23 protein-coding genes are annotated in these 24682 nt (G+C 41.3%); 8 read left to right on the top strand and 15 right to left on the bottom strand.

All coding sequences use genetic code 11. From position 1 onward, the window contains the following. Positions 1-134 precede the first annotated feature (134 nt). Together CBM24_RS20935 and CBM24_RS20930 are read right to left on the bottom strand one after the other, a co-directional pair. Positions 135-1421 (bottom strand): sensor histidine kinase, encoded by a 1287-nt coding sequence (locus CBM24_RS20935; RefSeq protein WP_088162591.1) that lies wholly within the window; start codon positions 1419-1421, stop codon positions 135-137. 9 nt (positions 1422-1430) lie between these two features. Continuing rightward, positions 1431-2105 (bottom strand): response regulator transcription factor, encoded by a 675-nt coding sequence (locus CBM24_RS20930; RefSeq protein ID WP_088162590.1) that lies wholly within the window; start codon positions 2103-2105, stop codon positions 1431-1433. Positions 2106-2271: 166 nt separating this feature from the next. Between CBM24_RS20930 and CBM24_RS20925 the strand changes: the two genes are divergently transcribed. After that, positions 2272-2796, top strand: a complete 525-nt coding sequence (locus tag CBM24_RS20925; protein WP_088162589.1) for a hypothetical protein — start codon at positions 2272-2274, stop codon at positions 2794-2796. Between the two features lie 144 nt (positions 2797-2940). Here the strand turns inward: CBM24_RS20925 and CBM24_RS20920 are convergent, their stop codons facing one another. Then, entirely contained in the window at positions 2941-3690 is a 750-nt protein-coding gene (locus CBM24_RS20920; RefSeq protein ID WP_088162588.1) for a hypothetical protein, read from the bottom strand. Between the two features lie 244 nt (positions 3691-3934). On the opposite strand from CBM24_RS20920, the gene CBM24_RS20915 reads away from it, so the two are divergent. Beyond that, positions 3935-5059 (top strand): serine hydrolase domain-containing protein, encoded by a 1125-nt coding sequence (locus CBM24_RS20915; RefSeq protein WP_088162587.1) that lies wholly within the window; start codon positions 3935-3937, stop codon positions 5057-5059. Positions 5060-5140: 81 nt separating this feature from the next. Here the strand turns inward: CBM24_RS20915 and CBM24_RS20910 are convergent, their stop codons facing one another. The 4 genes from CBM24_RS20910 to CBM24_RS20895 all read right to left on the bottom strand — a co-directional run bounded on the left by CBM24_RS20910 (position 5141) and on the right by CBM24_RS20895 (position 9601). Beyond that, positions 5141-6037: a 3-hydroxyacyl-CoA dehydrogenase gene (locus CBM24_RS20910; RefSeq protein ID WP_075993853.1), complete on the bottom strand. Its 897-nt coding sequence runs from the start codon at positions 6035-6037 to the stop codon at positions 5141-5143. A gap of 64 nt (positions 6038-6101) precedes the next feature. Then, positions 6102-8042: an oleate hydratase gene (locus CBM24_RS20905; protein ID WP_088162586.1), complete on the bottom strand. Its 1941-nt coding sequence runs from the start codon at positions 8040-8042 to the stop codon at positions 6102-6104. Positions 8043-8139: 97 nt separating this feature from the next. Next, a complete protein-coding gene (locus CBM24_RS20900) occupies positions 8140-9036 on the bottom strand; it encodes a helix-turn-helix domain-containing protein (RefSeq protein WP_088163727.1) in 897 nt (298 codons plus the stop codon). 64 nt (positions 9037-9100) lie between these two features. After that, positions 9101-9601, bottom strand: coding sequence for a GNAT family N-acetyltransferase (locus tag CBM24_RS20895; RefSeq protein WP_088162585.1), 501 nt, complete (start codon positions 9599-9601; stop codon positions 9101-9103). 217 nt (positions 9602-9818) lie between these two features. On the opposite strand from CBM24_RS20895, the gene CBM24_RS20890 reads away from it, so the two are divergent. Both CBM24_RS20890 and CBM24_RS20885 read left to right on the top strand, forming a co-directional pair. After that, the gene (locus tag CBM24_RS20890) at positions 9819-10271 is read left to right on the top strand and encodes a GNAT family N-acetyltransferase (protein WP_198385974.1); all 453 of its coding nucleotides are present in this window, start codon (positions 9819-9821) and stop codon (positions 10269-10271) included. Between the two features lie 19 nt (positions 10272-10290). Next, positions 10291-10743 (top strand): VOC family protein, encoded by a 453-nt coding sequence (locus tag CBM24_RS20885; RefSeq protein ID WP_075993850.1) that lies wholly within the window; start codon positions 10291-10293, stop codon positions 10741-10743. 16 nt (positions 10744-10759) lie between these two features. Here CBM24_RS20885 and CBM24_RS20880 read toward each other — a convergent pair whose 3' ends face one another. The 5 genes from CBM24_RS20880 to CBM24_RS20860 all read right to left on the bottom strand — a co-directional run bounded on the left by CBM24_RS20880 (position 10760) and on the right by CBM24_RS20860 (position 14326). Further along, on the bottom strand, positions 10760-11299 hold the full coding sequence (locus CBM24_RS20880) for a GNAT family N-acetyltransferase (RefSeq protein WP_088162583.1): 540 nt from the start codon (positions 11297-11299) through the stop codon (positions 10760-10762). Between the two features lie 3 nt (positions 11300-11302). Further along, positions 11303-11665 (bottom strand): DUF4180 domain-containing protein, encoded by a 363-nt coding sequence (locus CBM24_RS20875; protein ID WP_075993848.1) that lies wholly within the window; start codon positions 11663-11665, stop codon positions 11303-11305. Positions 11666-11777: 112 nt separating this feature from the next. Continuing rightward, a complete protein-coding gene (locus CBM24_RS20870; RefSeq protein WP_088162582.1) occupies positions 11778-12701 on the bottom strand; it encodes a Dyp-type peroxidase in 924 nt (307 codons plus the stop codon). A gap of 73 nt (positions 12702-12774) precedes the next feature. Further along, complete coding sequence (locus CBM24_RS20865; protein ID WP_088162581.1) at positions 12775-13560, bottom strand: alpha/beta fold hydrolase; 786 nt, start codon at positions 13558-13560, stop codon at positions 12775-12777. Further along, a complete protein-coding gene (locus CBM24_RS20860) occupies positions 13541-14326 on the bottom strand; it encodes a class I SAM-dependent methyltransferase (protein ID WP_088163725.1) in 786 nt (261 codons plus the stop codon). The genes CBM24_RS20865 and CBM24_RS20860 overlap by 20 nt, the downstream gene beginning before the upstream one ends. Positions 14327-14824: 498 nt before the next feature. On the opposite strand from CBM24_RS20860, the gene CBM24_RS20855 reads away from it, so the two are divergent. Next, a complete protein-coding gene (locus CBM24_RS20855; RefSeq protein ID WP_157698557.1) occupies positions 14825-15658 on the top strand; it encodes a hypothetical protein in 834 nt (277 codons plus the stop codon). Between the two features lie 171 nt (positions 15659-15829). Beyond that, entirely contained in the window at positions 15830-16870 is a 1041-nt protein-coding gene (locus CBM24_RS20850; protein WP_088162579.1) for a linear amide C-N hydrolase, read from the top strand. An 85-nt stretch (positions 16871-16955) separates the two neighbouring features. Here CBM24_RS20850 and CBM24_RS20845 read toward each other — a convergent pair whose 3' ends face one another. Genes CBM24_RS20845 through CBM24_RS20835 form a run of 3 tightly spaced genes read right to left on the bottom strand, consistent with a single transcriptional unit; the run spans position 16956 to position 22764 of the window. Next, on the bottom strand, positions 16956-18053 hold the full coding sequence (locus CBM24_RS20845) for an efflux RND transporter periplasmic adaptor subunit (protein ID WP_088162578.1): 1098 nt from the start codon (positions 18051-18053) through the stop codon (positions 16956-16958). Between the two features lie 21 nt (positions 18054-18074). Further along, positions 18075-21365, bottom strand: a complete 3291-nt coding sequence (locus CBM24_RS20840) for an efflux RND transporter permease subunit (RefSeq protein ID WP_088162577.1) — start codon at positions 21363-21365, stop codon at positions 18075-18077. A 10-nt stretch (positions 21366-21375) separates the two neighbouring features. Continuing rightward, positions 21376-22764, bottom strand: a complete 1389-nt coding sequence (locus CBM24_RS20835) for a TolC family protein (protein WP_088162576.1) — start codon at positions 22762-22764, stop codon at positions 21376-21378. A gap of 170 nt (positions 22765-22934) precedes the next feature. Here CBM24_RS20835 and CBM24_RS20830 point away from each other — a divergent pair, with 170 nt between their 5' ends. Together CBM24_RS20830 and CBM24_RS20825 are read left to right on the top strand one after the other, a co-directional pair. Next, positions 22935-23945: a sensor histidine kinase gene (locus CBM24_RS20830; protein WP_088162575.1), complete on the top strand. Its 1011-nt coding sequence runs from the start codon at positions 22935-22937 to the stop codon at positions 23943-23945. Between the two features lie 3 nt (positions 23946-23948). Further along, on the top strand, positions 23949-24644 hold the full coding sequence (locus tag CBM24_RS20825; RefSeq protein WP_088162574.1) for a LytR/AlgR family response regulator transcription factor: 696 nt from the start codon (positions 23949-23951) through the stop codon (positions 24642-24644). Positions 24645-24682 lie beyond the last annotated feature (38 nt).

Below are 24682 nucleotides of genomic sequence, written 5' to 3'. Positions count from 1 at the left end.
CATTGTCCCTACAAATGTATCAAACTAAGCTAAATTTACACGGATATGCAAATAAAACTTTCTACACGGTCCTGCGATGACATCACTTACCTAATGTCTGTTATTGATCGTAGAATAGGACTACTTTTGGAATTTTAAAAATGAATGGAAAAAATATGTTGATTATTTTCAAATTGATAATCAACAGTCCAGCCTTGATACAGGGCGATTTCGGTAATAATTGCCAATCCTAAACCGCTGCCTTGGCTGTTTTTCGAGAGTTTGGAAAACCGTTTGAATAAAAGTATTTTATCTAAGGGCATTGAACCGGGGTTATATACCGTTAAAGAAGTTTGATTGAGATGTACAGCAATTGTATCGTTGGCATTGCTGTAACGTATGGCGTTCAGGAGTAGGTTGTTGATCAGAATTTCGGTCAGACTGCTGTTTCCTGTCAGCAGCACCGATGGTTGGATCTCTTGTTGCAGTCGTAGCTGTTTTAGCTCCAGATGTTCTTGCATGACTTCAATACTTTGTGTAACAAGCGAGTCCATACTGATTTTTTCGGAATGATCGAATTGACTGTTGTCAATCTTGGCGAGCAGCAGCAGGTTGCGGTTGATTCGCGTGCTACGTGAAAGCGCTTTATGCATATCTTCAAAGAGCTGGTATTGCTCATCGCTTAGATCAGGGTACTGTAATAAGATATCTAACTTATTTTTTAGGATTGCCAAAGGTGTTTGCAATTCATGAGAAGCATTTTCAGTGAATTCCTTTTGTGATCGGTATACGGCCAGGTTTTTTTCAAGAAGCTTGGATAAGGATTGATTAAGCTCATGGAACTCTATGGTGTCCGTTTGCTGGAAGTCAACCTGTTGTTGACTATTGAGATTAAATGCCTTCAATTTATCAACGGTATCTCGAAATGGTTTCCAGAGCCTAAGTGATATTTTTCTGGAGATAATAAGTAGACCAATGACCAAGATAACAAAGAAAAACAAGGTTGTTGCGGCGATGGCGGCAATAGTCTCTACGGATTCTTCAATATTTGTTTGTACGGTAAAACGATAAGGCGCACCATTGATCTGAATAACAGATGATAGGCATCTAAATCGGTCAATTGTCTTTGGTTCGACAAAACGCTGCGGTTTTTCGATGGTATACACGCTATCTTGCAATAAATCGCCCGGCTTTACGCGATGTATATTGGTTTCAGGTTGTATGTTATTCCATAAAGCGATGCTGGCTTCGAGCTTGTCTTCGGAGAGTTTTAAACTGTTCAGTTCGTAGGTTGTTTTTTTGACGATAATTTCGTTATGTTCGTCTAATTCACTTTTCCATATCCCGTCGATTACAAAATAATAAACAGGAATACTGACACCTAGTACAATCAATACATAGAGTAGAAATGGGGTCGTTATTTTGCTCAGTAGGGGTTTCATCTCACTATTTTAATTTTCCCATTTGTAGCCCGTACCGTATACCGTTTTGATATAGGATTGACTTCCGGCGTCCTGTAGTTTCTTTTTTAAATTTTTGACATGAGCATAGACAAAGTCATGGTTATCGAGCATATCAGCAATGTCGCCGGACAAGTGTTCTGCTAAGGTACTTTTTGAAATTACTTTATTTTTGTTGCCAATAAAAAACATCAGCAGATCGAACTCTTTTTTTGTCAATACAACAGGAAGATCATTGACGACAACAGTTTTTGCAAGTAGATCAATCTGTATTTCATTTTGCACAACAATATTTGAGCTATTGAATTGTTTGCGACGGATCAAGGAATAGATTCGTGCTGTGAGTTCAGATAAATGGAAAGGTTTGGTCAGATAATCGTCGGCCCCCAGTTGTAGTCCATGGATTTTGTCGTCCAATGCATTTTTTGCAGAAATGATGATCACACCGTCCTGCTTTCGCTGCGTCTTCAACTCTTCGAGTAGTTTCAGACCATTTCCATCTGGTAGGCCGATGTCCAGTAAGATACAGTCATACTGGTATAACTGAATTTTGTCCAGAGCATCCTGCAAAGTTGGCGCAAATTCGCATAAATAGTGTTGTTCGCTAAGGTACGTAGCGATGCTTTTGGCCAGCTCCAATTCGTCTTCTATGATCAAAATCTTCATGTGGTAAAGATAGAATGTCAATTTAGTAGAAATTTAGAATTTATTTCGCAATGATCTATCAATTTTGTTCATTTTTATTTCTTGTCCTACGACAAGTGTAATCGCTATTGAAACGTGTAATTTTAGTGTAAATCAGTTATTTAGTATTAAAAAAAATCAAAACGAAATGGATAAACCGAAATCATTAAAATTAGAAATCATCATTCCTGCTTATCGCATGCACAGTCAAATTTTTCTGAATGCGTTGGATGGCGTTTCGGAAGAAGATGCATTAAAACGAATTGATGGACAGACCAACCATATCGTATGGATGGCGGGTAATTTTGTAAATGTGCGTTATGCAATGGCACATGTTCTTGGGCTTCAGGAAAATGATCCTTACCATGAGCTATTTTTTATGGGAAAGACACTCGATGAAAGTTATCACTATCCCAGTGTGCAGGAATTAAAAGAAAATTTTAAATCGATATCTCCGAAAGTCTATGCTGCTTTGCTGCAAGTGGACGATACGCAGCTGGCTGAACTATTTAAGATTAATATGAATATCCCTTTTATTGAGGAGGACAAGCTAAATTTCATAGGGATGTGTATCGGACGGGAAGATTATCTGGCCGGTCAGATTGCCTTGATGCGAAGGTTGCTGCACTATTCAGGCATGAAATACGATATTGACGAAAACATCCAGTACTAAAAGAAAAAATTCAGTACTAAAAATAGAGACTCAAGATCGGCCGCTGCTTAAAACGTCCGATCTTGAGTTTTTTAAGTATGGATCTAGCCGCATGATCTGTCTGCGCTGAAAAGTCAATACCTTGGTTTTAGCAGGGAACAAGGATTACTCGCTACCTTTTATCGTCAATATAACACCTGAATATTTCTCGTGGTCTTTACCGATATAGAGCAGATCGACTTTTTTTGTCGCAGCATCCTCGAGCTGTTTTTTCAATAGATTTAAATCCATTTTTTCCGTTTTTTCCTGCCATTCATCGGTCGATTGGGGCCTGAACGAAGCAATGTTCTTCATGTCAAAAAGTGCCGAATTTGTGTCGAGCTGCTTTGAACGATGTATAAAAATAGTGTCGCCTACGATTTTATCTATTTTTATCCAACCTGCAGGAAGTCCATTTATACTGTTACCGTCCTGATCGGTAAAAAAAGTAGCGCCATAAAGTTGACCTGCCTTTAGTTGCTTCAAATTATCAACCATCTGACCAACTTCTTTTTCCCGTTGTTGATTGCCCAATTTATTCTTTACCCCATAAATGACTGCCCAGATAAGGATTGCCGCAGTGACAATTAGAAATCCTTTCCATAACTGAAAATAGGGGATGCTATACTGACTTTTGAACGCTTTGATCTCGGCTTTTAATTCATCTGAATAATTCCGCGCGTGAATCAATTTTCCTTGTTCGTCGTAAAGTCTGGAAAGTTTAACAAATCCACCGCCAAAAGGTAGGCCTATAAACCGACGGGCTGGCGTAATAATCTGTAAGGTGAAATTTCGTGGCGCGTTTTCTTTTTTTAAGGTTGCTGTTACCGTTTTTTCTGCTAATACAAAGTCGTAGATACTGAAAATAAAAAACATAGTCTGTCGTGATTTTTAATGAAGAACTGAGGGAAGGATTCCGGATCAGTTCGACTTCATGAGCAATGAAGCATAAAAGCAAAATTAAAAGAAATAAATAAAAATCAATAAAAACACCCGGGCATTGCAAGAAAATTTCGATTTTTGAAGGGTACATTTTTGAAAAGCAATAAGATCAAATTGATTTAATACGCTGTGCCTTTCAGTAGGCTGACAATATAAACCGAAATGTGCGGTATAAAATATGATAAACCTAAAACTGAGTTTTATTTTGATCTGTGTAACAAGTGTTGTTATGGGGCAAAAAATGGATAAATCAAAATTGGATAGCACCATTGCAGGCTATTACAAGGACCCGGCAGCTCCGGGAATTAGCTGTGCAGTTAGCCAAAAAGGTCGTCTTATTTATCGTTATGCAATTGGACGTGCAGATTTGAAGGAAAAGCGTGCAATCACATCCAGCTCACATTTTCGCCTGGCATCGGTAAGCAAACAGGTGACTGCACAGGCGATATATACCTTAGTGATTCAAAAGCGTTTAAAACTAGACGACCCATTGTCCCTTTTTTTTAAAGATCTGCCAGTCGCGCTGAAAGATATTACTGTAGCACAGCTTCTGCAACATACATCCGGAATCTGGGACTATGAAGAACTTATTCCGAAAGAGAGGAAAGATCAGGTATCGGATACGGATGTACTGAAGTATATCCGGCAGACTGATCGTTTATATTTCCCTTCGGGAAGTCAATTTCGTTATAGCAATACAGGCTATTGTCTTTTATCGCTGATTGTCGAGCATGTTGCAAAAAAATCCTTTGCTTCATTTGTCAAAAGTCACTTGTTTGAACCCATAGGCATTAGCAAGGGATTGGTATATGAACCGGGCACGACGGTTGATGAACGAGTCTACGGTTATCATCCGACAGAAGGCTCCTACCTGTTTGCCGATCAGAGTGTGACAAGTGCGACACAGGGGGATGGGGGTGTTTATCTATCTGCGGATGAATATCATACATGGGCCAATTTTTTGGTAAAAGATCGGTTAATACAGCCGGGACTGGAGCAATTGTTCGATCAAATGGCCTACCCGGTAAAGGATGGAATAGCGTATCATTTCGGATGGTTTATTCAAAAAAATGCAGGCCATAAAATCCTGTTTCATTCAGGTGAATCTACCGGGTTTCATCATATCGTATATATCGATGTACAGAAAGACCTTGTGGTTTCACTTTTTAGCAATCGTGATGATTTTATGATCGGTGAAGCTTTTGATGCCATCCTTAAAACAATGGGTATCAGCAAACCGGTATTGAATGAACAGCATCGCTCAACTTTTGCATGGTTGAACGGAGTTTATGCGAATGAGTGAAAGAGGGGAGCGGATTGAAATAAGCAGAAACAATAAATCGTCACAGCTCCACCTGCGACGATTTATTGTTTCTGAAGAGACCTATTTTAAAAAGTCGGGCGATTGATAGGCCGGATTGGGATAGGTATAGAACCCTTCCCCAGTAGCGACGCCCAATTTGTTTTTGTCTATAAAATGCTCCTTGAGATAGGCCACTGTTTTGATCTTTAAGGGGTCATTTGTTGCTTCGGCGCTCATTTTATTGATATTATAGGCTGTTGTGATGCCAACGATATCGAGTATGCCGAAGGGGCCTGTTGGCGCTCCAGTGGCAACCATCCAGGTTTTGTCGATCGTTTGGGCATCCGCCACTTCGTTGACCAAAAGATCCGTTGCCGCCGAAAGTAATGGGACAAGTAAGGAGTTTACAATATAGCCAGGCTGCTCCTTATGCAGCGGTAGGGCAACCATGCCAATGGATTTTGCAAAGTTTACAACCTGCTCAAATACCGCTTTGTCTGTACCAGGATGGCCCATAATTTCTGCTGTATTGTGCTTCCAGATTTCATTGGCAAAATGTAGCGCCAGGAACTTCTCGGGACGGCCGGTTTCTTGGGCAAATTGACTTGGCAGCAAGGTTGAGGAGTTTGTGGCAAAAATGGTTTTCTCCGGTGCCACTTTCGCTAATTCCTGATAAAAACCAATTTTAATGGCTGGGTTTTCGGGAACGGCTTCGATAAGAAGATCTGCTTTTGCTACCGCCGCGGCAAGATCTGAACTATAACTGAGCCTATCAAAGGTTGAAGCCAGTTGTTCTTTACTCGCATGAAGATCTTTCTCGAATGCCTGCGCCAAAATATCAAATTTTGCTGCAGCTTTTTTTAGTACATCGTCGTTGATGTCGTATACAGTGACATGATAGCCATGAAATGCTGTTTGGAAAGCGATTTGATAGCCTAAAACCCCGCTGCCAGCTATCGTTATATTTTTAAAGTCCATGATGTTATTGTTTTTTCAATTCGTAAAAACCTGCGCCACGGAACCATGGCGCAGGTTGTGATCCTTATCCTTTAATTCCTTTTAACCAATCTTTGAATTTGGTGATCTGCTCTGTCAAGAAAGATTCATGTTCTTCTTGTTCTTCAGAACCGATAGGCAGGATATGTTCAAAATAAGTGCCTTTTAGAATTTTACGCAGTAAGCCTTCGCCCACAAATGGTTTGTCATCATTTAATGTTTTGGCTGCTTTCAAAAGATGACGGATGTCGTATTGTAGGGGATTGATATCCGGAACCTGCTTGTTTAAGTTCAGCAGTTCATATACCGCAATACGTGCGGTACGTACCGAGCTTTCCATGGTAAAGACAACGTCATTGTTGGTTTCGACAAACTGACCGATCAAGCCCAGGTTTTTACATCCTTCAGGTACGACTCTCGGACGGTCGCCTTTTGCTCTTGGCATAAACATCGAGGTGATGTAAGGCATGAATGTCGTACGTACAATCGTATTTTTGATAACATCGTCCAGTTGATCAATAATGCCCAAATGGTGACATAGTTCGGCTAGAATTTCATCTCCCGTACATTGTGGCATTGGCTTTTTGATGTAATTTCCTTCTTTATCCATAAATAAGGCATATACCCATAAGACAAGAACATCATCCGGTTGGCCAGGGAAATGTGGCTGTCTATTACAGGTGAAACTCATCAGCCAATCAGAATCGGTAATGGTAATAATACCGCCAGTGACTGTTTTGCCGGAATAAGGGTCATTGACAGAATATTCTTTTAGTTTTTCGACTAAAGCCGAAGGTTTACATGTCAGGGTCGCAGACTCCCATGCTGATTTTTCGATGTTACTGCAGAACTTTTCGGGTTTACCAAAGATGGCGGATTTGGCAGCCAGATTTTTCCAGAGTTTCCAGCCTGCACTTTGACCGCTGCTGCTGTTGTCGATAGCGATGATCGGTGCATTTTTGTTGTCGCCGTAGAAGGTATCTTCTGTCATTGATCCAGTTGTCACAATGACGAAGTCGTCTTTTCCGATTGGAATTTTTACCTCTTTACCGTCTTGTTCTGTAATCAGGGCCTCCACAACTTTTCCATCGGTATTGCTTTGGATATCCAAGTCTTTGACTAACACATTGAATCGAATGTTTACACCTTTGCTTTGGAGTACTTTGCGCAAAGGGGTCACAAAGGTGTCGTATTGATTGTATTTCGGGAATACGAGTGATGAAAGATCATTCAATCCGTCTATCGCATGTAAAAAGCGGTGCATGTACAATTTCAGCTCAAGTAAACTATGCCAGTTTTCGAAAGCGAACATGGTACGCCAGAAGGTCCAGAAATTGCTGGATAAAAATGACTCGCTGAAGTAGTCTTCGATGGTTAAGTCATCTAAATCTTCTTTATTTTTGAGGAGCAATCGAATGATGGCCAGCTGATCCATTTTGCCCAATCCAAACTTGCTGAAGTCTTTTATCTCACCAAGTTTATGAATAAGCCTTGCTTTGGAGTAGTTGGAGTCGTTGTCATTGATCAAACGGTACTCGTCCAGAACACTGTAGGGGGCAGGCATTTCCAATGCAGGAATGTCCTGAAACATATCCCAAAGATTTTCGTAGGTCATATCCATTTCCCTACCACCGCGGATGACATAGCCGTCGGTTGCATTACCGGCGCCATCTAACGAGCCGCCTTCCACATGGAGCTGTTCAAGGAATGTGATGTTTTCAGCAGGAACATGACCATCTCGGATAAAATAGTAGGCTGCAGACATCCCTGCTATACCGCTTCCGACGATGTAGATTTTACTGTCTTTATATGATTTTGGTGGAATACCTTTATTGCGTTGATAATTTCCGATCTGATCAGAAAAGGGCATCGATTTTTTCGGTGTGTTACGTTGTTGTTCTTTGCTTGAATCGGGTTCATGATTTACATTTCCATATTCAGCAGATGCATTTAATACTTTGTCGAATTTTGAGGTGATTTCTTTCATGATTCTTATGTTTTTTTAATTGTTGAGTAAAGTTACAAAGACCACCTTAATCATTTGTGCCCTCAAATTCGCTATTGTTCTACCGAATTTCCTCTTTCTACATATTTTGTCGCTTTCGGTACTCTGATGGCGATAAGGTGGCGTATTTTTTGAAAAAACGACCAAATGCTGAGATGGAATTAAATCCGATTTCATAAGAAATTTCTGAGATAGTCTTTTCGGGATTCCCGAGCAGCACATAGGCTTCTTTAAGCACACGCTCATCAATAATTTCATGTGGTGTTTTACCTGATGCTCTTTTAACAATCTGAATGAGGTATTTGTTTGAAATAAATAACTGGTCGGCGTAATATTGTACTTCTTTGTATTGATTGCTATGTCGCTGAACCAGGTCTGTAAACTTATAGAACAGGTTGTTGGTCTCTTGTACACTTTCCGTTGTATTATGGTCTTTAGAGACCAATTCGTCGGCGATCTCTAACAGGAGATTAAAGATGATCGTGCGGATGATATCTGCTGTAAAATGTGTTGTTCTTAAGGTAACTTCTTTGAAGTAGTCCATTAATTTTAACAGCTTGTCAATTTGTTTATCTTGGGAGCTGACAATGGTAAAGGTCGAATTTTTAAAAAGCCCCAGTTGTTCGATAAAGAATGGATTGACAATATGTTTAAGCAGGAATGCTTTGTCAAAAAAGAGTAGCTTCATTCTAAAGTAGGCGCTGACCTGCGAAAACCGGATAATTGTTGTTGGGGCGGATATGAGGATATGGTTTGTCGAGATATGGTATTCCTGATTGTCTACCTGAATATTTATATCGCCTGCCGTGCAGATACAGATGGCATAATAATCAATACGAAAAGCATTGCTTGGGTATTCAAAAATCGGATTTCCAGAAGAAATATAATAGGGGCGGTGGCAATTTACGCCAAAGAATGATAAGGTATCTTGAAGACTTTCGTGTGTATTATAAGTTGTTTTTACCTTAAACTTCATTGACTTTTTGTTCGGCTTGGGCATATACAGTTCCTATTGTTTTAAATATTCGAATGGGCTTTGTTTATTCGGATGCTGTCCGTTTGAGCATCAGCTTTTCTGTGGCAATATCGTCTTCTATCCCCACGAAGAAACTTTTGAATCCGAATTTATTCAGTAGTCGTCTCGATGCGGTGTTATCGGGATCAATGATACCAATCACATCTTTACCTGGATTTAATGTTGTGGCAAGGGCTAGCATCGACTCGCAAATCTGTGTTCCCAGCCCCTTTCCCCAATGTTCTTTGCGGAGCAAATAACCAATTTCGAATACACTTGGATCTTTTTTGTAGTTAACAAGCTTACAGTCGCCTAAAAGCTTTAGCGTATCCGCTTCGATTGCTTTAAAATAGCCTAAATCAGGATCCTGGTTGATTTCTAGAATCGAATCGAACTTTTTCCGGGCCTGCTCTTCGGACAATCCTTTGCCGGTAATGTATTTCATGACATCATCCGCTTTAACCAAGTCGTGGAAAGCGTCAAAATCTTCCGGAAGATATTTTTTGAATAGAAGTGTATTGTACATGGCTAATGTGTTTATTTACAAGATAAGGTTGTTTTCTCTGAAATCAAATTATCGGAACCTAAATCATCATCTTTCTGTCTTATTTAACTTTTTCATGATTTTAGTTCTCCAATTTAACTTACATTGCCTTTCTGTAAAGCGGAAGGGAAGCTTTTATAAGAATGCTATTCCGTAGCGATACGGTGTAAATAAGAATTTTTAGAGGGAGATAATCGTTATGGAAATAAGAGCGGCAAGTGGAGCCGACTATGCGGCAATCCTGCGCATTTGGGAAAATTCGGTTCGGGCAACACATGATTTTTTGAAAGAGGAGGATCTTCAGTTATATAAGAGACTGATCCCAACCGAGTATTTACTACAATTAAAGGTATATGTCATCGATGATGAGGGACAGCCTACTGCTTTTTTCGCTGTCTCCGATGATAATCTAGAAATGTTATTTGTGGATTCAGCCTACAGGGGAAAAGGTATTGGGACTGTGGCACTACAGTATGTGCTGGATAAGCTCCAGGTGTATAAAGTTGATGTCAATGAGCAAAATCAGCAGGCTGTTGATTTTTATCTGAAAAAAGGATATCAGCTTATCGGACGCTCAGCTGTAGATGGTATGGGCAAATCCTATCCGATCTTGCATTTACATCACGAGCGCGCTATCAATGGATTGAAATAATTTTAAAATGAAATAACTTATGATACAAGGTTTATACGAAACGCATATTCAGGTGCGTGATTTAGCCAAATCTGTCGCATTTTATACGGAGGTATTGGGATTGCGTGTGGCACATCGCGATCCGACACGTCCTATTGTTTTTTTATGGATTGGAACCGGCAAAGACTATATGTTGGGCCTGTGGCAGGAAGAAACAAACTTTCAACCGAGACATTTTGCTTTTAGAGCGGATAAAGAGGATATCTTGAACTATGCCGTGGACTATCTGAAAACACGTGACCTGACACCTTATAATTTTTTAAAGGATGGGATCGAAGCACCGATGGTCTTTGCATGGATGCCGGCATTGGCCATTTACTTTAATGATCCGGATGGCAACCAATTGGAGTTTATCGCAGTTTTGGAAGGGGAGGGCAGGCCCGAACTGGGCGTGCTGTCTTATGCCGATTGGATCAATCGTACGACACAATAAGTCGCGAAGAGACGACTTATTGTGTTGAATCCCATTCTTCGGCAAGGATTGCAAAGACCACGTCATCTTCCCATTGACCGTTATGGAAATAGCTTTTTACAAAATGAGCTTCCTTTCGGAATCCCAAACTTGTGAAAAGCTGCATGGATGCCTTGTTTTCCGGAGCTACCGAGGCCATGATCCGATGTTTATGATACTGACGGAACAGGGCCTCTATAACTGTTTTCAGTCCTTCTTTGGCATAACCCTGTTGCTGGAATTCTTTTTTTATGGTACAGCCCAATTCCACCTGCAGGTGTTCAGTACCAAAAAAGTGAACGCCAATATCGCCGATTACTGCGTTTGCTATTTTGTCGGTCATAACGAGCTGAAACCAGGACTCTGGAAGATTGAATGTGCCCGGATTTTTAGCAATAAATGCATCGACTTCTGCCAAAGAGTCTGGAATCCAGCCCTGGTATTTATTGGTTTCTTTATCCGAACGGTAACCGAATACGGCCTGACTATCCTCCGCCATAATGGGGCGAATCGCTAATCTTTCTGATTCAATATGCATGACTTAACGATTTGAAAATCTGGCTATCGCTTCTTCACGCGTACCTACAAAATTGATTTTCTTTGATTTATTGCTTTCGTAGATAAAATCGTTTAGACTTTTGCTGTTGTATCTGGAGAAATCGCCAACGATGGCAATGTCAAAGCCATACTGCGTATATTTTTGAAGAATTTCACCGGCAAGTTTTGTTTTAAGTTCGAAGAAATCGTCTGTGATGTTCTCTTGATAAATAATTGCTTTGTATGCTTCTTGCGCGCCACAGTCGACCATAATCTGTAGACCATCATCGAGATTATGGATAAAGACGCCTGAACCTTTAACTTCAGCAATGTTTTCGTCACCTAGTTGAATAATAGTGATTTCCATTTTTTTTGTCGTGTAGTTTTAAAAATAAATTTGTGGGACCATATTCCATGATCCAGTGCTCTACGTTGGGAAATCCTGTTGGAAATGATCCGAGATAATGGGTATACAGCTTTTAACCAGCAAATTCTTTCAGCATATTAATTGTTGGGCAGAAGAACAGGGAGCCGGTATGGGCCGTACTAAAGTCCAGTATTCTATCGTAATTCCCCTCGGGTTCACCAATAAACATTCTGTTCAGCATCAATTGTACGGTACTGAATGTGCTGGCGTAAGCGATAAAGTAGGTTCCCATTTCATTTGTTGCGATTTGCCCAAAAGGCATATTGTCGCGAACAATTTTCAAATCGTCACCGACATTGGCTAGGGCCGAATGTGAATTAGTCGGTTTTTCATCGTCGCCCATCTCAATATCGTTTGCTTTGCTTCTGCCGATGACCTTCTCCTGTTCAGCGACGGGTAAAGAACGCCAGGCGTTCATGTCGTGAATATATTTTTGTACAAATAAATAGCTTCCACCCGTATAGGCTACATCCTCATCACCAACGATACCAAAGAAAGCACGATCCTCACCAAGGGGATTTTCTGTTCCGTCGACAAAACCCAAGATACTTCGGCCATCCCAATATCTGAACCCATGAATTTCCTCCTTGCAATCGGCAACGGGACTTAATAAGGCTGCAATTTCGGTGGCCATGTCAATGCAATAGCTTTTTTCATAAGCGCGAATATGGAAATGTAAATCTCCGGGGGTAGCTACAGCAATATGTTTTTGACCGATGATAGGTTCGAAAGGAACCAATTCCTTTGGCATAGGTTCGTTGAGTTCAAGCTTTTTCCAGGCATGGTGACTTATGCCCAATACCACGCTGGCTTTTACAAGGTTTGAACGTACCTGCGCCGAATTGTTGAGATTGACAACCAATGCACATAAGCGTTGGAAGACATCCTTAATGACCACATTTTCGTGGAAATTCCATACCATAAACACCGTATTGTTGCTCGGTGTATCGATGACATTTTGGGCCTGATGATCCATAAGATAAGTTGTTGTGTGTTGTACAGCCTTGCTAAGCTACAAATAAAATCGGTTGTACGGATAGACTTTTTGATTACTCGAATGCGGTTTTTTGATATAGTTTGACGATTTCATCAATGACCAGATCCGGTTCGTCATCAAAGACATGATGCTCCGCATTTTGAGCCAAAAGATAACGTCTATTGTTTTTTTGATCTGCAAATTTTTTAAGGGCAGCAATAAATAAACTGCGATCGGGTTCTTCAAAAGGCGATTTTCCTGCAACCTCATGTAGAACAGCCGTTGACGCTTCGTAGTTTAAAACGAGATGATAGAACCCTAAGCTTTCTTTTTTGATGTTATCAAGTTCACTGGCATATTCGCTCTTCAATGATTTGGATCGCTCCATGGTCATGAGATAAGGGGAGACAATATCGATCATTACTGTGCCAACAACCTGACCGGGATTGTTCGTTACAAATTTCATCGTATAGTTACCACCGAAGGAATGGGCAACAAAAAAGTACCGATCACGATAGCCCAATTGCTGCAAGGCAGTTTTAAGATCCTTTACTTCATTTGTCAAGCTAATGTTAACGGTGTCTATTTCACTTTTCCCAAAGCCAGCCCTGTCATAGGTAATTAAAGGTGCGCCTAATTTGCTCGATAGCGGTTCCAATAACTTTCTCCAAACGGAAGCATCATTTCCAGCCCCAGATTCAAAGACAATGGGGATACCTTTTTCTTCCATTAAAGTAAAATGAAGGCTATGGTTGCCTACATTGACCATGGTATCCCTGAGCTGTGCTTTTACGGCCAGCCCGGGAAGTGTCAGTAGGAGGAAAACGGATAAAAGGAGATTATACTTTAGCCTGTACATCGTTCATTTTAAGTGTCATGCTTGTCGCTTCTGTTTCGATCCATTGGCTGTATTCGGCGATAGCCTGTAAGCGAAGTTCGTCGGAGATATACCCTTCCGTAACCATTTGTCGCGATTGGGCGACTTTGTTCCAGATGGCCAGATTGGTATCAAAGTTAGCTTCTCCTTTTTTGTAGGTCTGATCGGCATTGATAACCTGAACCGAATGGAAACCTGCTTCCTGGAGCAGTGCCGCGACCTCATCAGCAACACGATTGTTCATACCTGCATCTGCTCTCCACTTCATGAAAGTATGGTAAAATGTGAGCATGCTTTCCGGAGGGGCGGGGTTCCATTCAATGGCGGTGTGATTGTAGTCTAAAATAGAAATTTGTCCTCCGGGCTTTAACCAGGATTTAAATAAGCCCAATGCCCTGGGAATATCACTTAACCATTGCATGGTGCGCGCCGTTATAATCAGGTCGAACGGATGTGGAGGCTGATAATCAAAAATATTGCTGCAGACAAGGTTCAGATTTTGGGTGCTACCATAGTGCTCATTGCCACTGTCGATAAAAGACGGTGTATTATCGAGCCCGGTTATAGTTCCGTCGCCAATATAAGTTGCTACCTCATTCGTGAGCGTTCCGGTACCGCAGCCCACGTCCAAGATTTCCATGCCAGGAGATAGTAGGGGGATAATCGTTCTATAATCGAAGGATAATGTCCTTCTTTCAAATATCTTATTGGCTTGTTGATCTTTTCTGTCGATAAATTTCTCTTTCATTGGATTTGGTTTAGTTGACTGTAAATATAGCTTTTGCTTTCCGGTTAAAAAAACTTCTATTCGTTTAACCGTTTTTGTTACGCTAATCAGACCAACAGTTGATGGCATTCCTTGATTTGTTTATGGTTACTATCAGTCGAATACCCTATTCTCCATTAAAAAGGATATCGTAGTCTTTTTACAAGGTATTAATAGGGGGTTAACAGGGTATTTACCCCTGCTAACCCCCTGTTATACCCCTGTTAACCCCCTGTAATATCCCTGTTATTATGGAAACTGATGTAAAGCAATTTCAAAGCTGTATCGGGCGATAAAAGAGGGCCATTTACTGCTTTATGACGATCATGTACTATTTTATAGAAACAGTGATATTTTGCGATTAATACCATAATTAGGAAATTATTTTAGGTCGTTTCGCTGTTTTTTTAATAATAGTTTTTTATATTGTTGTACAACAGCACTCGTGCCGTTGCAATTACACTAAGATATCCTGATATTATGCGAAAAGTATTCAAAGTTCTCACGCTAACGTATTGTGCTGTTTTTCTTTCAGCCTGTTCTTCCAACTATCTCATGACATTCAATGGGGAGAATGTAAAAAAAGATGAAGACAAGGGAACGTTTTCATTTAATAATGATACAGTACAAATTGATTATTCCTTTGCCGACAGAGATGGTCGAATTTACCTTCGAATAGAAAATAAAATCGATAAACCGATCTTATGGGATCTTAAAAGTTCGGCCATGGTTATTAATGGTAAAACGCAAGGTTATTCTGCTGAACAAGCTGCTTTTAATGGAAAGATGAATGCTTCGGTTTCCGATATAGGCACTAGTAAATCCACTATATTCAATGATGCTTGGGTGAACGGTTATATTACAGGATCGGTAAGTTTGCCTAAAGATGTGGTACTTATCCCACCACATGCCTATGTGGATGGGCATTATTTTGATTTTAAAAACGATGTTAAATCCATTGTACGATCATCCCAAAAAGAAAAAGTGTATATGTATGATATGAGTGGCGAGAGTTTTGCGGTAAAACTTGCTCGATTTGAAGTCGCCGATTCACCTTACAGTTTACGTAGTTATTTAAGTTATTCGATTTTAGAAGATGGTAAAGCCATTGTTAAAACTACGGAGCAAAAATTTTATGCTGCCCAGCTTTGGCAGACCGGTTCAGTAGCCCTTAATGATATTATTGAACTGTATAATAAGCGCGGAGACGTGCTGGCTGTTAAGGAAAAAAAGGGGCAGGGGGCAATGCTTGTTGGAGGTGCCTTGGCATTAACTGCAGTTGCTGCCGCAATTGACCCGAAAGCGGCAGAATAGTACCTAGAGCCATATATTATGGCTATAGATTATGCTCGTCTAAGCTGTGCCGGATTAAATCATGCCGGTTACAGCTTAGACAAACAATAAGCTCAAATTATTGTTTATGGAATTGGAGTGCTTTTGCACGCTATCAAGACAAAGTCATATCACGCAAAAAAATCTATACATATGAAGTATCTTGCACAATTTATGTTGATCGTATTCCTTTTTGCCGTTAAAGAAGGCCGATCCTGTACACGCGTTGTTTATAAGGGACCTAATCAGACTGTTATCACGGCAAGGAGTATGGACTGGAGAGATGATATCGCGGCCAATCTATGGGTGTTTCCGCGTGGAATAGCGCGCAGTGGAGAGGTAGGACCTCAGTCTTTGAAATGGACTTCCCAATATGGGAGTGTAGTTTCCAGTGCTTGGGACATTGCTACAGTCGATGGTTTAAATGAAAAGGGATTGGTGGCCAATGTACTCTGGCTTGTCGAATCTACTTATCCTAAATTTGATCCAGCGGGACCAAAAAAAGGGCTTGCAATCTCGGCTTGGGCCCAATATGTTTTGGATAATTTTGCGACAGTCAATGAAGCCGTATCTGCCTTAAAGGATGAGCCATTTGTAATTGTAAGTGATTATATCCCGGGAACTACCAAATTTACGACTATACATTTATCGCTGTCAGATGCCACAGGCGATAATGCTATATTTGAATACATCAACGGTAAACTGGTGATTCATCACGATGCGGCCTATACAGTTATGACAAACTCGCCCGTCTTTGAAGATCAACTGGCGCTAAACAGGTATTGGCAGGGAATTCCGGGAACTATCATGTTGCCGGGAACAAACCGTGCTGCTGATCGTTTTGTGAGGGCTTCCTATTACATTAATGCGATCCCGCAAACAGACGATGTGCGGCTTTCTGTTGCCAGTGTTTTCAGTGTGATCCGCAACTGCTCGGTTCCATTTGGAATAAGCTCGGAATCTGAACCTAATATTTCGTCTACACGATGGAGATCCGTGGCTGATCAAAAGAATAAAATCTATTATTTTGAGAATGTATTGGTTCCGGGAACGCTGTGGGTAGATCTGGCTAAATTTGATTTAAAGAAAGGGGCTCCGACGATGAAGTTGGACATGAAGCAGGGGATGGCAATAAATGGCATTTCAAATACGCTGTTTAAGGCTGCCCAACCCTTTAAATTTATGGGCATTTAAATTAGAAAGACCGAATAAATTAGAAAGACCGAACCCGGTTGTAATGGGTTCGGTCTTTCTTTTGTTTAGGAATTAGTAGAAAGTCCTATTTGACTGACGTTCCGTCTATAATCTCTTCATCCGCTTTGCTGACCAATTTAGTATCTTGTTTTAAGTCACCAAATATTTCGATCTGACCATCGATGCTGCGTCCTTTCTGTACAGGAATACGTTGTGTTTTGTTCGAAATAACAGCAATCACAAAACTTCCTTCGCCTGAAGTAAATACCGCCGATTTCGGTACAACAAAAGTACTGTCTTGAGATGTTAAAGGCAATTCGACCTCTGCAACCATACCCGGCAATAGCTTGTTGTCGGTATTGTTAATGTCAATTTCTACCCGCTCGGATCTTAATCGGCTGTCCAGGGCACCCGATTTACGAGCGATCTTACCCGAGAAGGTTTGCCCTGGCAATGATTTGACAGTAAATTGTAAGGGCTGGTTTTCGGTGAGGAAACCCGAATATTGTTCCGGAACAGCAACGGCTAACCTCAGTTTGCGTTGTTGTTGAATGGTCATGATGGGCATTTCCGAGCCACGGCCAGCAGGACCAACATAGGCGCCCTGATTGACATTTCTTGTTGCGATTACACCGTCGAAGGGTGCCCTGATTTCCAAATAATTCAACAGGTTTTGTACCTCTGCGTAGGCCGATTTAGCGGCTTGGTACTGCGCAAAATCAGCATTCTTTTTTGACTCAGCAACCTCAAGATCCAGTCTAGCCACCGTTCCCTCTACTTTGCTGGTTTCAAAGAGTCTGTCGTAAGTGCTTTTTGTAGCCATATAGACCGCCTCCTGTGATTTGAGCCGCGATTTGGCTACTGACAGCTGTGAACTCAATTCGGGAGCCTCCAGGACAGCCAATAGCTGACCGGCATGCACTTTACTTCCGATGTCCACGTTGAGACTTTTGACGTAACTGCTGACCTTAGCGTAAATCTCGACCTGCTGGAATCCCGTGATTTCTCCAGGGATCTGCATTTTATTTGTTAATTTCTGTTTGGTGGGTACAAATGTCTCCATTGCCGGAGCTGCAGCTTCCGGACTTTCTTTTTTTGCATTTTCCTCGGCAGCCGAATGGCATCCTGTTAAGGATGCGATCAGACCGGCGATAGCTAATATTTTGAACAAATTATTTTTCATGTTTTATAGATTATACTGCTTTTACGATAAAGGTTTTAATGCCGCAATATAGTGTTTACTTTCTTTGTCTTCAGGATCTAATGAGATCGATTGTGTACTGCTTTTTTCTTGTGCCCAAGCAAATATAAGCGGTAAGATGACGAGTACGGCAAAAGTCGAAAATAGTAATCCTCCAATTACGGCTCTACCGAGTGGTGAAACCTGTTCGCCACCTTCACCATGACCAATGGCCATAGGGAGCATACCCACAATCATGGCCAAACTGGTCATGATAATTGGGCGAAGCCGTAAGGATGCTGCCTCACGGGCTGCAGCCAGCGCATCGCCATTATGCCGACGGATATGTTCGGCATTGGTGATGAGCAAAACAGCGTTCGCAATGGATACACCCACCGACATGATAATCCCCATGTAGGATTGTAAGTTGAGGGTAGATCCGGTTAACAACAGCAGAATCAATGAGCCCAGCACAACCGCAGGCACTGTGGTGAGCACAACCATAGAAACTTTGAACGACTGAAAATTGGCTGATAGCATCAGGAATATAACGATAATGGCTACGGCCAAACCCGATTCGAGGCTGCTCATGGTCTCTGATAATACTTTTCCAAGTCCTATTTGCTCCATCGATAAACCACGAGGAAGCTCGCCAAGGGCTTTGATACTGCGCTGTACATCCTTGGAGGCTGTTTTTAAATCGGTATGATCAATATTTGCTGTAACTGATACATAAGGCATTGCACCTAAATTGTCGTTTTCGCCATAGGTGAAGGACGGTGTGATCGTTGCAACGTCGCTCAGAATTGGTCGCGCTGAATTTTTCAATAAAGGGATTTCACCGATTTCTTTCTCATCTTTCATTTTATCGATGGGAACCTGAACTTGGACGTTGTAAGAAAGTCCTGCTTTTTCATCGATCCAGGTGTTTTTTTCGGTATAACGCGAAGAAGAGGTGGAAGCGATCAGCGATCGTGTGACTTCGCTGAGATCTACACCCAATTGTGCGGCCCTGATGCGGTCTATCTTAATATCGTAAGAAGGGTATTTAATGGATTGTGCTAATTGTACATCTCTAAAATAAGGGATGGCTTTTAGTTCCTCGATCAATTTACCAGCGTACTTCTCGTTGTTCTTTTTGTTTTTTCCTGCTATCCGAACTTCAATAGGAGTGGGCGATCCCTGACTTAATACTTTATCCGTAAGCTCGATCGGTTCAAAGGATACCTGTACATCGGGAACTGCCGCTTTCAGGCGTTTTCGGTATTCATCACGGAACCTGTCCATATCGTGATGGTAGTCTTTCAGTGCAATTTGGAAAACAGCTTCATGTGGACCAGCCATGAAAAGATAGATCGGTGATACTGAAAACTGTCCGGGGTGTTGACCGATATAGACAGAAGATATGCTGATATGTTCTTTCCCAACCAGCTTTTCCAGTTCGGCCAGCGCTAGTTTTGCTTTTTCTTCGGTGCGTTCGATACGTGTACCTTCAGCTGCACGAAGGCGCATTTGGAACTGACTGGAGTTAACTTTCGGAAATACATCCTGTCCAATTGTGGAAAGTAAAATGACAACAAGACTTATTGCTCCAAGCAGATAAACTACGGTAATGGTTTTCTTTCTTTTGAACAAACGGTCGATCATTTTCATGAATCTGTTTCTGAACCGTTCAAAAATACTGATCTTTCCATCGTTGTTAAAGTCTTCCCGTTCAACCAATAGTTTCTTCTGATTTAGGGTATCTTGCTCGGATTCTATGGTCAGTCCAGTTGCTGCAAATTGAGCTTCATCTGTATTTAAACCCACTGGTTCGGTCGCTTGTGGCGCTTTATGCGCATGATCTTTCATGAGCCAGTTTGCCATGATAGGAACAAATGTCTGCGAAAGGAGGAAGGATATGATCATTGAAAATCCAATGGACAGGGCCAAGGGAAGAAATAACGAACCCGGGATGCCTGTCATGGTAAATGCCGGCGCAAATACGGCTAGTATACAGAGCAGGATCAATAATTTGGGTAAGGCGATCTCTTTACAGGCATCCCAGATAGCCAAGGCTTTGGGTTTACCCATATCCAGATGCTGGTGTATATTTTCTATCGTTACCGTACTTTCGTCGACCAGGATACCAATAGCCAAGGCTAGTCCACTAAGGGACATGAGGTTGATGGTCTGCCCGAAGAGTTTCAGAAAGAGCACTCCGGAGATCACGGATATCGGAATGGTTAGGATAACGATCAGCGCAGCTCTTCGATCACCTAAAAATAGGAGGACCATTAGTCCGGTGAGGATAGCACCGATTGCACCTTCAGTAATCAAACTTTTTACGGAATTGATGACATAGACGGATTGATCAAATTCATAAGATAACTTGACGTCGTCGGGTAAATTCTCCTGAATTTTTGGTAAGGCTGCTTTTAAATTCTGGACAACCTCCCAGGTTGAGGCATCACCGGCTTTGGCGATACTGACGTACACGGAACGTTTGCCGTTGACCAAAGCATAGCCTGCGGTAACGTCGGCACCATCTTTTACGGTAGCAATATCGCCTAAGTAAAGATTCTGTACCCCACCTTTAAATAATGGGATTTTTTCAAAATCTTTTACATCCTTGATGGTGTTGTTCGTTGGTGTAATGTAGTTTTTGTCCTGAATACGTACGTTTCCTGCTGGAGCGGTTTGATTGTTTAGTCTTAGCGCTTCTACGACCTGATCGGGTGTCATATTGTGACTCCGCATTAAATCGGGATCAACGTTGACCTCAATTGTACGTGGACTTCCCCCAAAAGGAGGTGGCGACAATAGGCCGGGGATTGACGTAAACGATGCCCGGACATAGACGTTGGCTAGATCTTGTAGTTCGTTGTTAGAACGCTTGTTACTGCTCAATACCAGTTGGCCTACAGGGAGGGATGAGGCGTCAAAGCGAATGATGAACGGCGGTTGTGAGCCTGGAGGAAAGGAGGCTTGGATCCGATTTGCCAGGGCACTTAGCTCGGCTGCAGCCTGGGCCATGTTGGTGTCTTCGTAATACGATACTTTCATTAAGGTCAGACCTTGAATATTCTTGGTCTCAATAGACTTGACCCCATTGGCAAAAAGAAGGATATTGACGTAGTTTTTGGCAAAATAAGATTCCATTTGATCCGGCGAATAGCCACCAAATGGATGGGCAATATAAATAACCGGAAGGTTCATTTTTGGCAGGATATCCACCTTGATCGATCGAACGGCACCTATGCCAAAGACAATAAGTCCCAATACGAGTACGAGGATGGATATCGGCTTGCGTAAGGCAAAACGTATTAAATTCATGTAATGTTATTTATAGTTCTTTGTTGAAAATATCAAAATCTCCCGCAGCTGCGGCTTTTAGTAAAAGCGACTGCCAAAGATTGATGTGGACGATCTCTCGATCGGTTTCGGCTCTATTTAATGTGTAAAAGGTCTGCGTCACGTCGACAAGTGTCGCTAGGCCGTTTTTATACATCGTCATTTTTTGATTGTAAGCTTGCTGAGCTGCCGACACTTGTCGGGGAGCTTCTAGATCACTTTTTAGGGCCAATTGGATTTTCACATCAGCGGCATCCAGCTGTGCTGTCAATTGGGCTTCGGCAGTTTGGTATTCTTCTCTCAGGGCATCATTCGTAAAGCGCTGTGCACTGATTTTTTTATTGATACGCGCAATCGAAGTCAGATTCCAGTTTATGCCCAATCCCAAGAGATAATTTTGCCTACTGGGACGAACCCCTTTCCAATAATTTGTGCTATATGCTTGTAAATCCGTAATGTAGTCGCTCTTAAAACCAGATCCCCTTGTCTGAAAGACCCCAAAGGCACTTACAGTGGGAAGATACTCTTTGGTTGATAGTTTCAATTGTTGTTCGCCAAGTTCAATTTTACTTTTATAAAATTGCAGAATAGGATTACTTTCAATCAAGTTGCCTGAAAGCGGAGTTAGCTGTACAGGAGTTTTCTGAACCAGAACAGTATCTATTTCGAGGTTTTTCGCTGGAATCCCCATCAATACCGTCAGCTTATTGTTTTGCTCCTTAACATTTTCACGGGCCTGATTGAGACTGATTTTTGCGCGCGATACTTCCGCTGAAGCAAGTGTAGAATCTACTCCGGGTAATATTCCGTTTTTTACTTTGGTGGCAGCAATATTTAAAAATACCAGTGCGCGATCCAGATTCATCTGTTGATTTTTTTCCAATCGTTGACTAGCCAATAAATTGAGGTAAGCCGCAGCGATCTTGATTTTATGCTGGAACTGTTCCTGACCGAGATCGGCCTGTAGTCGTTTGGTATCGGATTTGGCCAATTCGATACGTTCTTTTTTTCGTCCAAAGGTGTAAATGTCCCAATTGACATTGGCTAAGTAAAGCGCACCAAATGCGGCATTCCAATTTTGTTCTGGAAGAGCGGCTCCCGAAGAAGCTACACCCAGCCCACCAAATCCATACAGTGGACCATTTTGTCCGTTGACTGTTCCAAAGTCCTGTTGGGCTACGATGTTCAGATTGGGCCAAAAGTCGCGTTTGACTTGTTCATTGGTCTGCAGGGAGGACTGGAGATAATATTCCTTTGCCTTGATATTTCCATAATTTGCAATACCCTGTTCTACGGCATCGCGGAGCGTAAGCTTCTGAGCGAAGGAAGAGGAGGTCGCAAGTGATACAGCCAATGACAGCACTAAATTCAATTTCAGCATAGGTTATCTATCATTTTATGGACACGAAGATAACGATGAGATGAACTGTGATGTCCCTTTAAAATGATCTATAGCGTTTAAAAGTGACCAATTTAATTCGTCATTTATTTTTCTGCTGTTATAAACTTAAAACTTTTACTTTGTAACAGATTTTTAACAAAAAAAGGATTATGAGAAAGGTTTTTGAGAACAAGATCATACAGGAGATCGTGCTATTGATCTTTTCGTTTATCCTCTTTACTTTGAACGATTGGATTTTGATCTTGAGCTGGAAGGGATTTTTGATGGGCGTGTTCTATTTCTTGATCCTTTATGCGCATGCACAATTGAATCGCTTTTTCCTGTTGCCATTGCTACTTAAGAAGAATAAACCGCTGTTGTATATTTTGGCGTCGGTGGCAACACTACTGGTTTTTGCACTCATATTAAAAGAGCTAACGGATAACGTGATCTACAAGAATTGTTTTCTTTACAAGAATCTTGTTCAGAAAACGTTCCATTATCAATTTGGTGTATTATTGGGTTCGTTGATCTGTATATTGGGTAGTATCCAATTTATTGAATTTTATCGCTTTCAGCGTGTGAAGACCCGACGTGAACTGCTTTCCAATCAGACGCAATTATCGCATTTAAAAAAACAGCTCAATCCACATTTTCTATTCAATACATTGAATACCATTTATGGTATTAATCTGAAGTATCCGGAACGTACCTCCGAATTGATCATCAAAGTTTCTCAGCTTCTCCGTTATCAGATGGAGAGCAGCGATCGTGAATTTGTTGCGATGGATGATGAGATCGATTTTATCTCAAGTTATATCGAGCTGGAGCGCGAACGGTTAGGTTACCGAACAAAAATTGAATTTGATTATCAAAAAGAAGAAGATATCAATTATCAGATAGCGCCGATGCTATTGATTACTTTCGTAGAAAATGCTTTTAAACACGGAACCTGCAGTATTGAAGATTGTTTTGTACATATTTCGATCAAGATTGAAAAAGGGAACTTATATTTGCATGTACGGAATTCTGTTCCCGTTAAGAAAAGGAATGTTTTTTCGGCGAAAATAGGTCTGGAAAATACAATAGCGCGATTAAAGCTTTTGTATCCTAATCGGTATACATTAACGACAAATTCCAAGAAAGAGGAGTATGAGGTGTCATTGGTTATAAATCTTTAAACAATGAATAAAAATAGCTGTATCGTGGTTGACGACGAACCTGCGGCGCATTATGTACTGGTAAATTATATTGAAAGAAGTACTGATCTGCAGTTGGTCGCTCAATGTTATAATGCTTTTGAGGCATTGGAGTTTCTTCGGGAGAACAAAGTAGATTTAATCTTCCTGGATATTGAAATGCCCGAAATTAATGGGATGGAGTTTCTGAAGATGCTGGATAACCCGCCCAAAACGATTTTGACAACAGCATATTCCGAATACGCATTGGAGAGTTACGATTACGGCGTTGTTGATTATCTGTTAAAACCTATTTCATTTCCTCGTTTTTTTAAGGCTGTTCAACGTTTTTTATCCTATAACACGGTTGTGTCGCCCCTGGAAGAAGAACCCAAATCAATTAGTATACGCATGGATGGTCGTATTATTGACGTTAAATTATCGCAGATCGATTTTATCCAGAGCTTTGGCAATTACGTGAAAATTGTCACTCCTAGTCAGACATTTTTGACCGCAAGCACCACCCAACAAATTCTCACACAGGTGCCGGCATCAAAGTTTATCCGTATCCACAAATCTTACATTGCTTCGATCAATAAGGTGATCAAATATGAGCATGGAATGGTACAGATCAATAATACGTCCCTACCGGTCGGTATTACTTTCCGTCGAGAGTTACAGGAGCGGCTAGCCAATAAATAGCGCTAAGCTATGTCGTAATTCGATCAGGTATCGCTGTT

This window comes from Sphingobacterium sp. G1-14 (assembly GCF_002196555.1).
Lineage (GTDB): Bacteria > Bacteroidota > Bacteroidia > Sphingobacteriales > Sphingobacteriaceae > Sphingobacterium > Sphingobacterium siyangense.
Note: the sequence above shows the minus strand (reverse complement) of the source record. Positions and strands in the feature narration are given on the sequence as shown.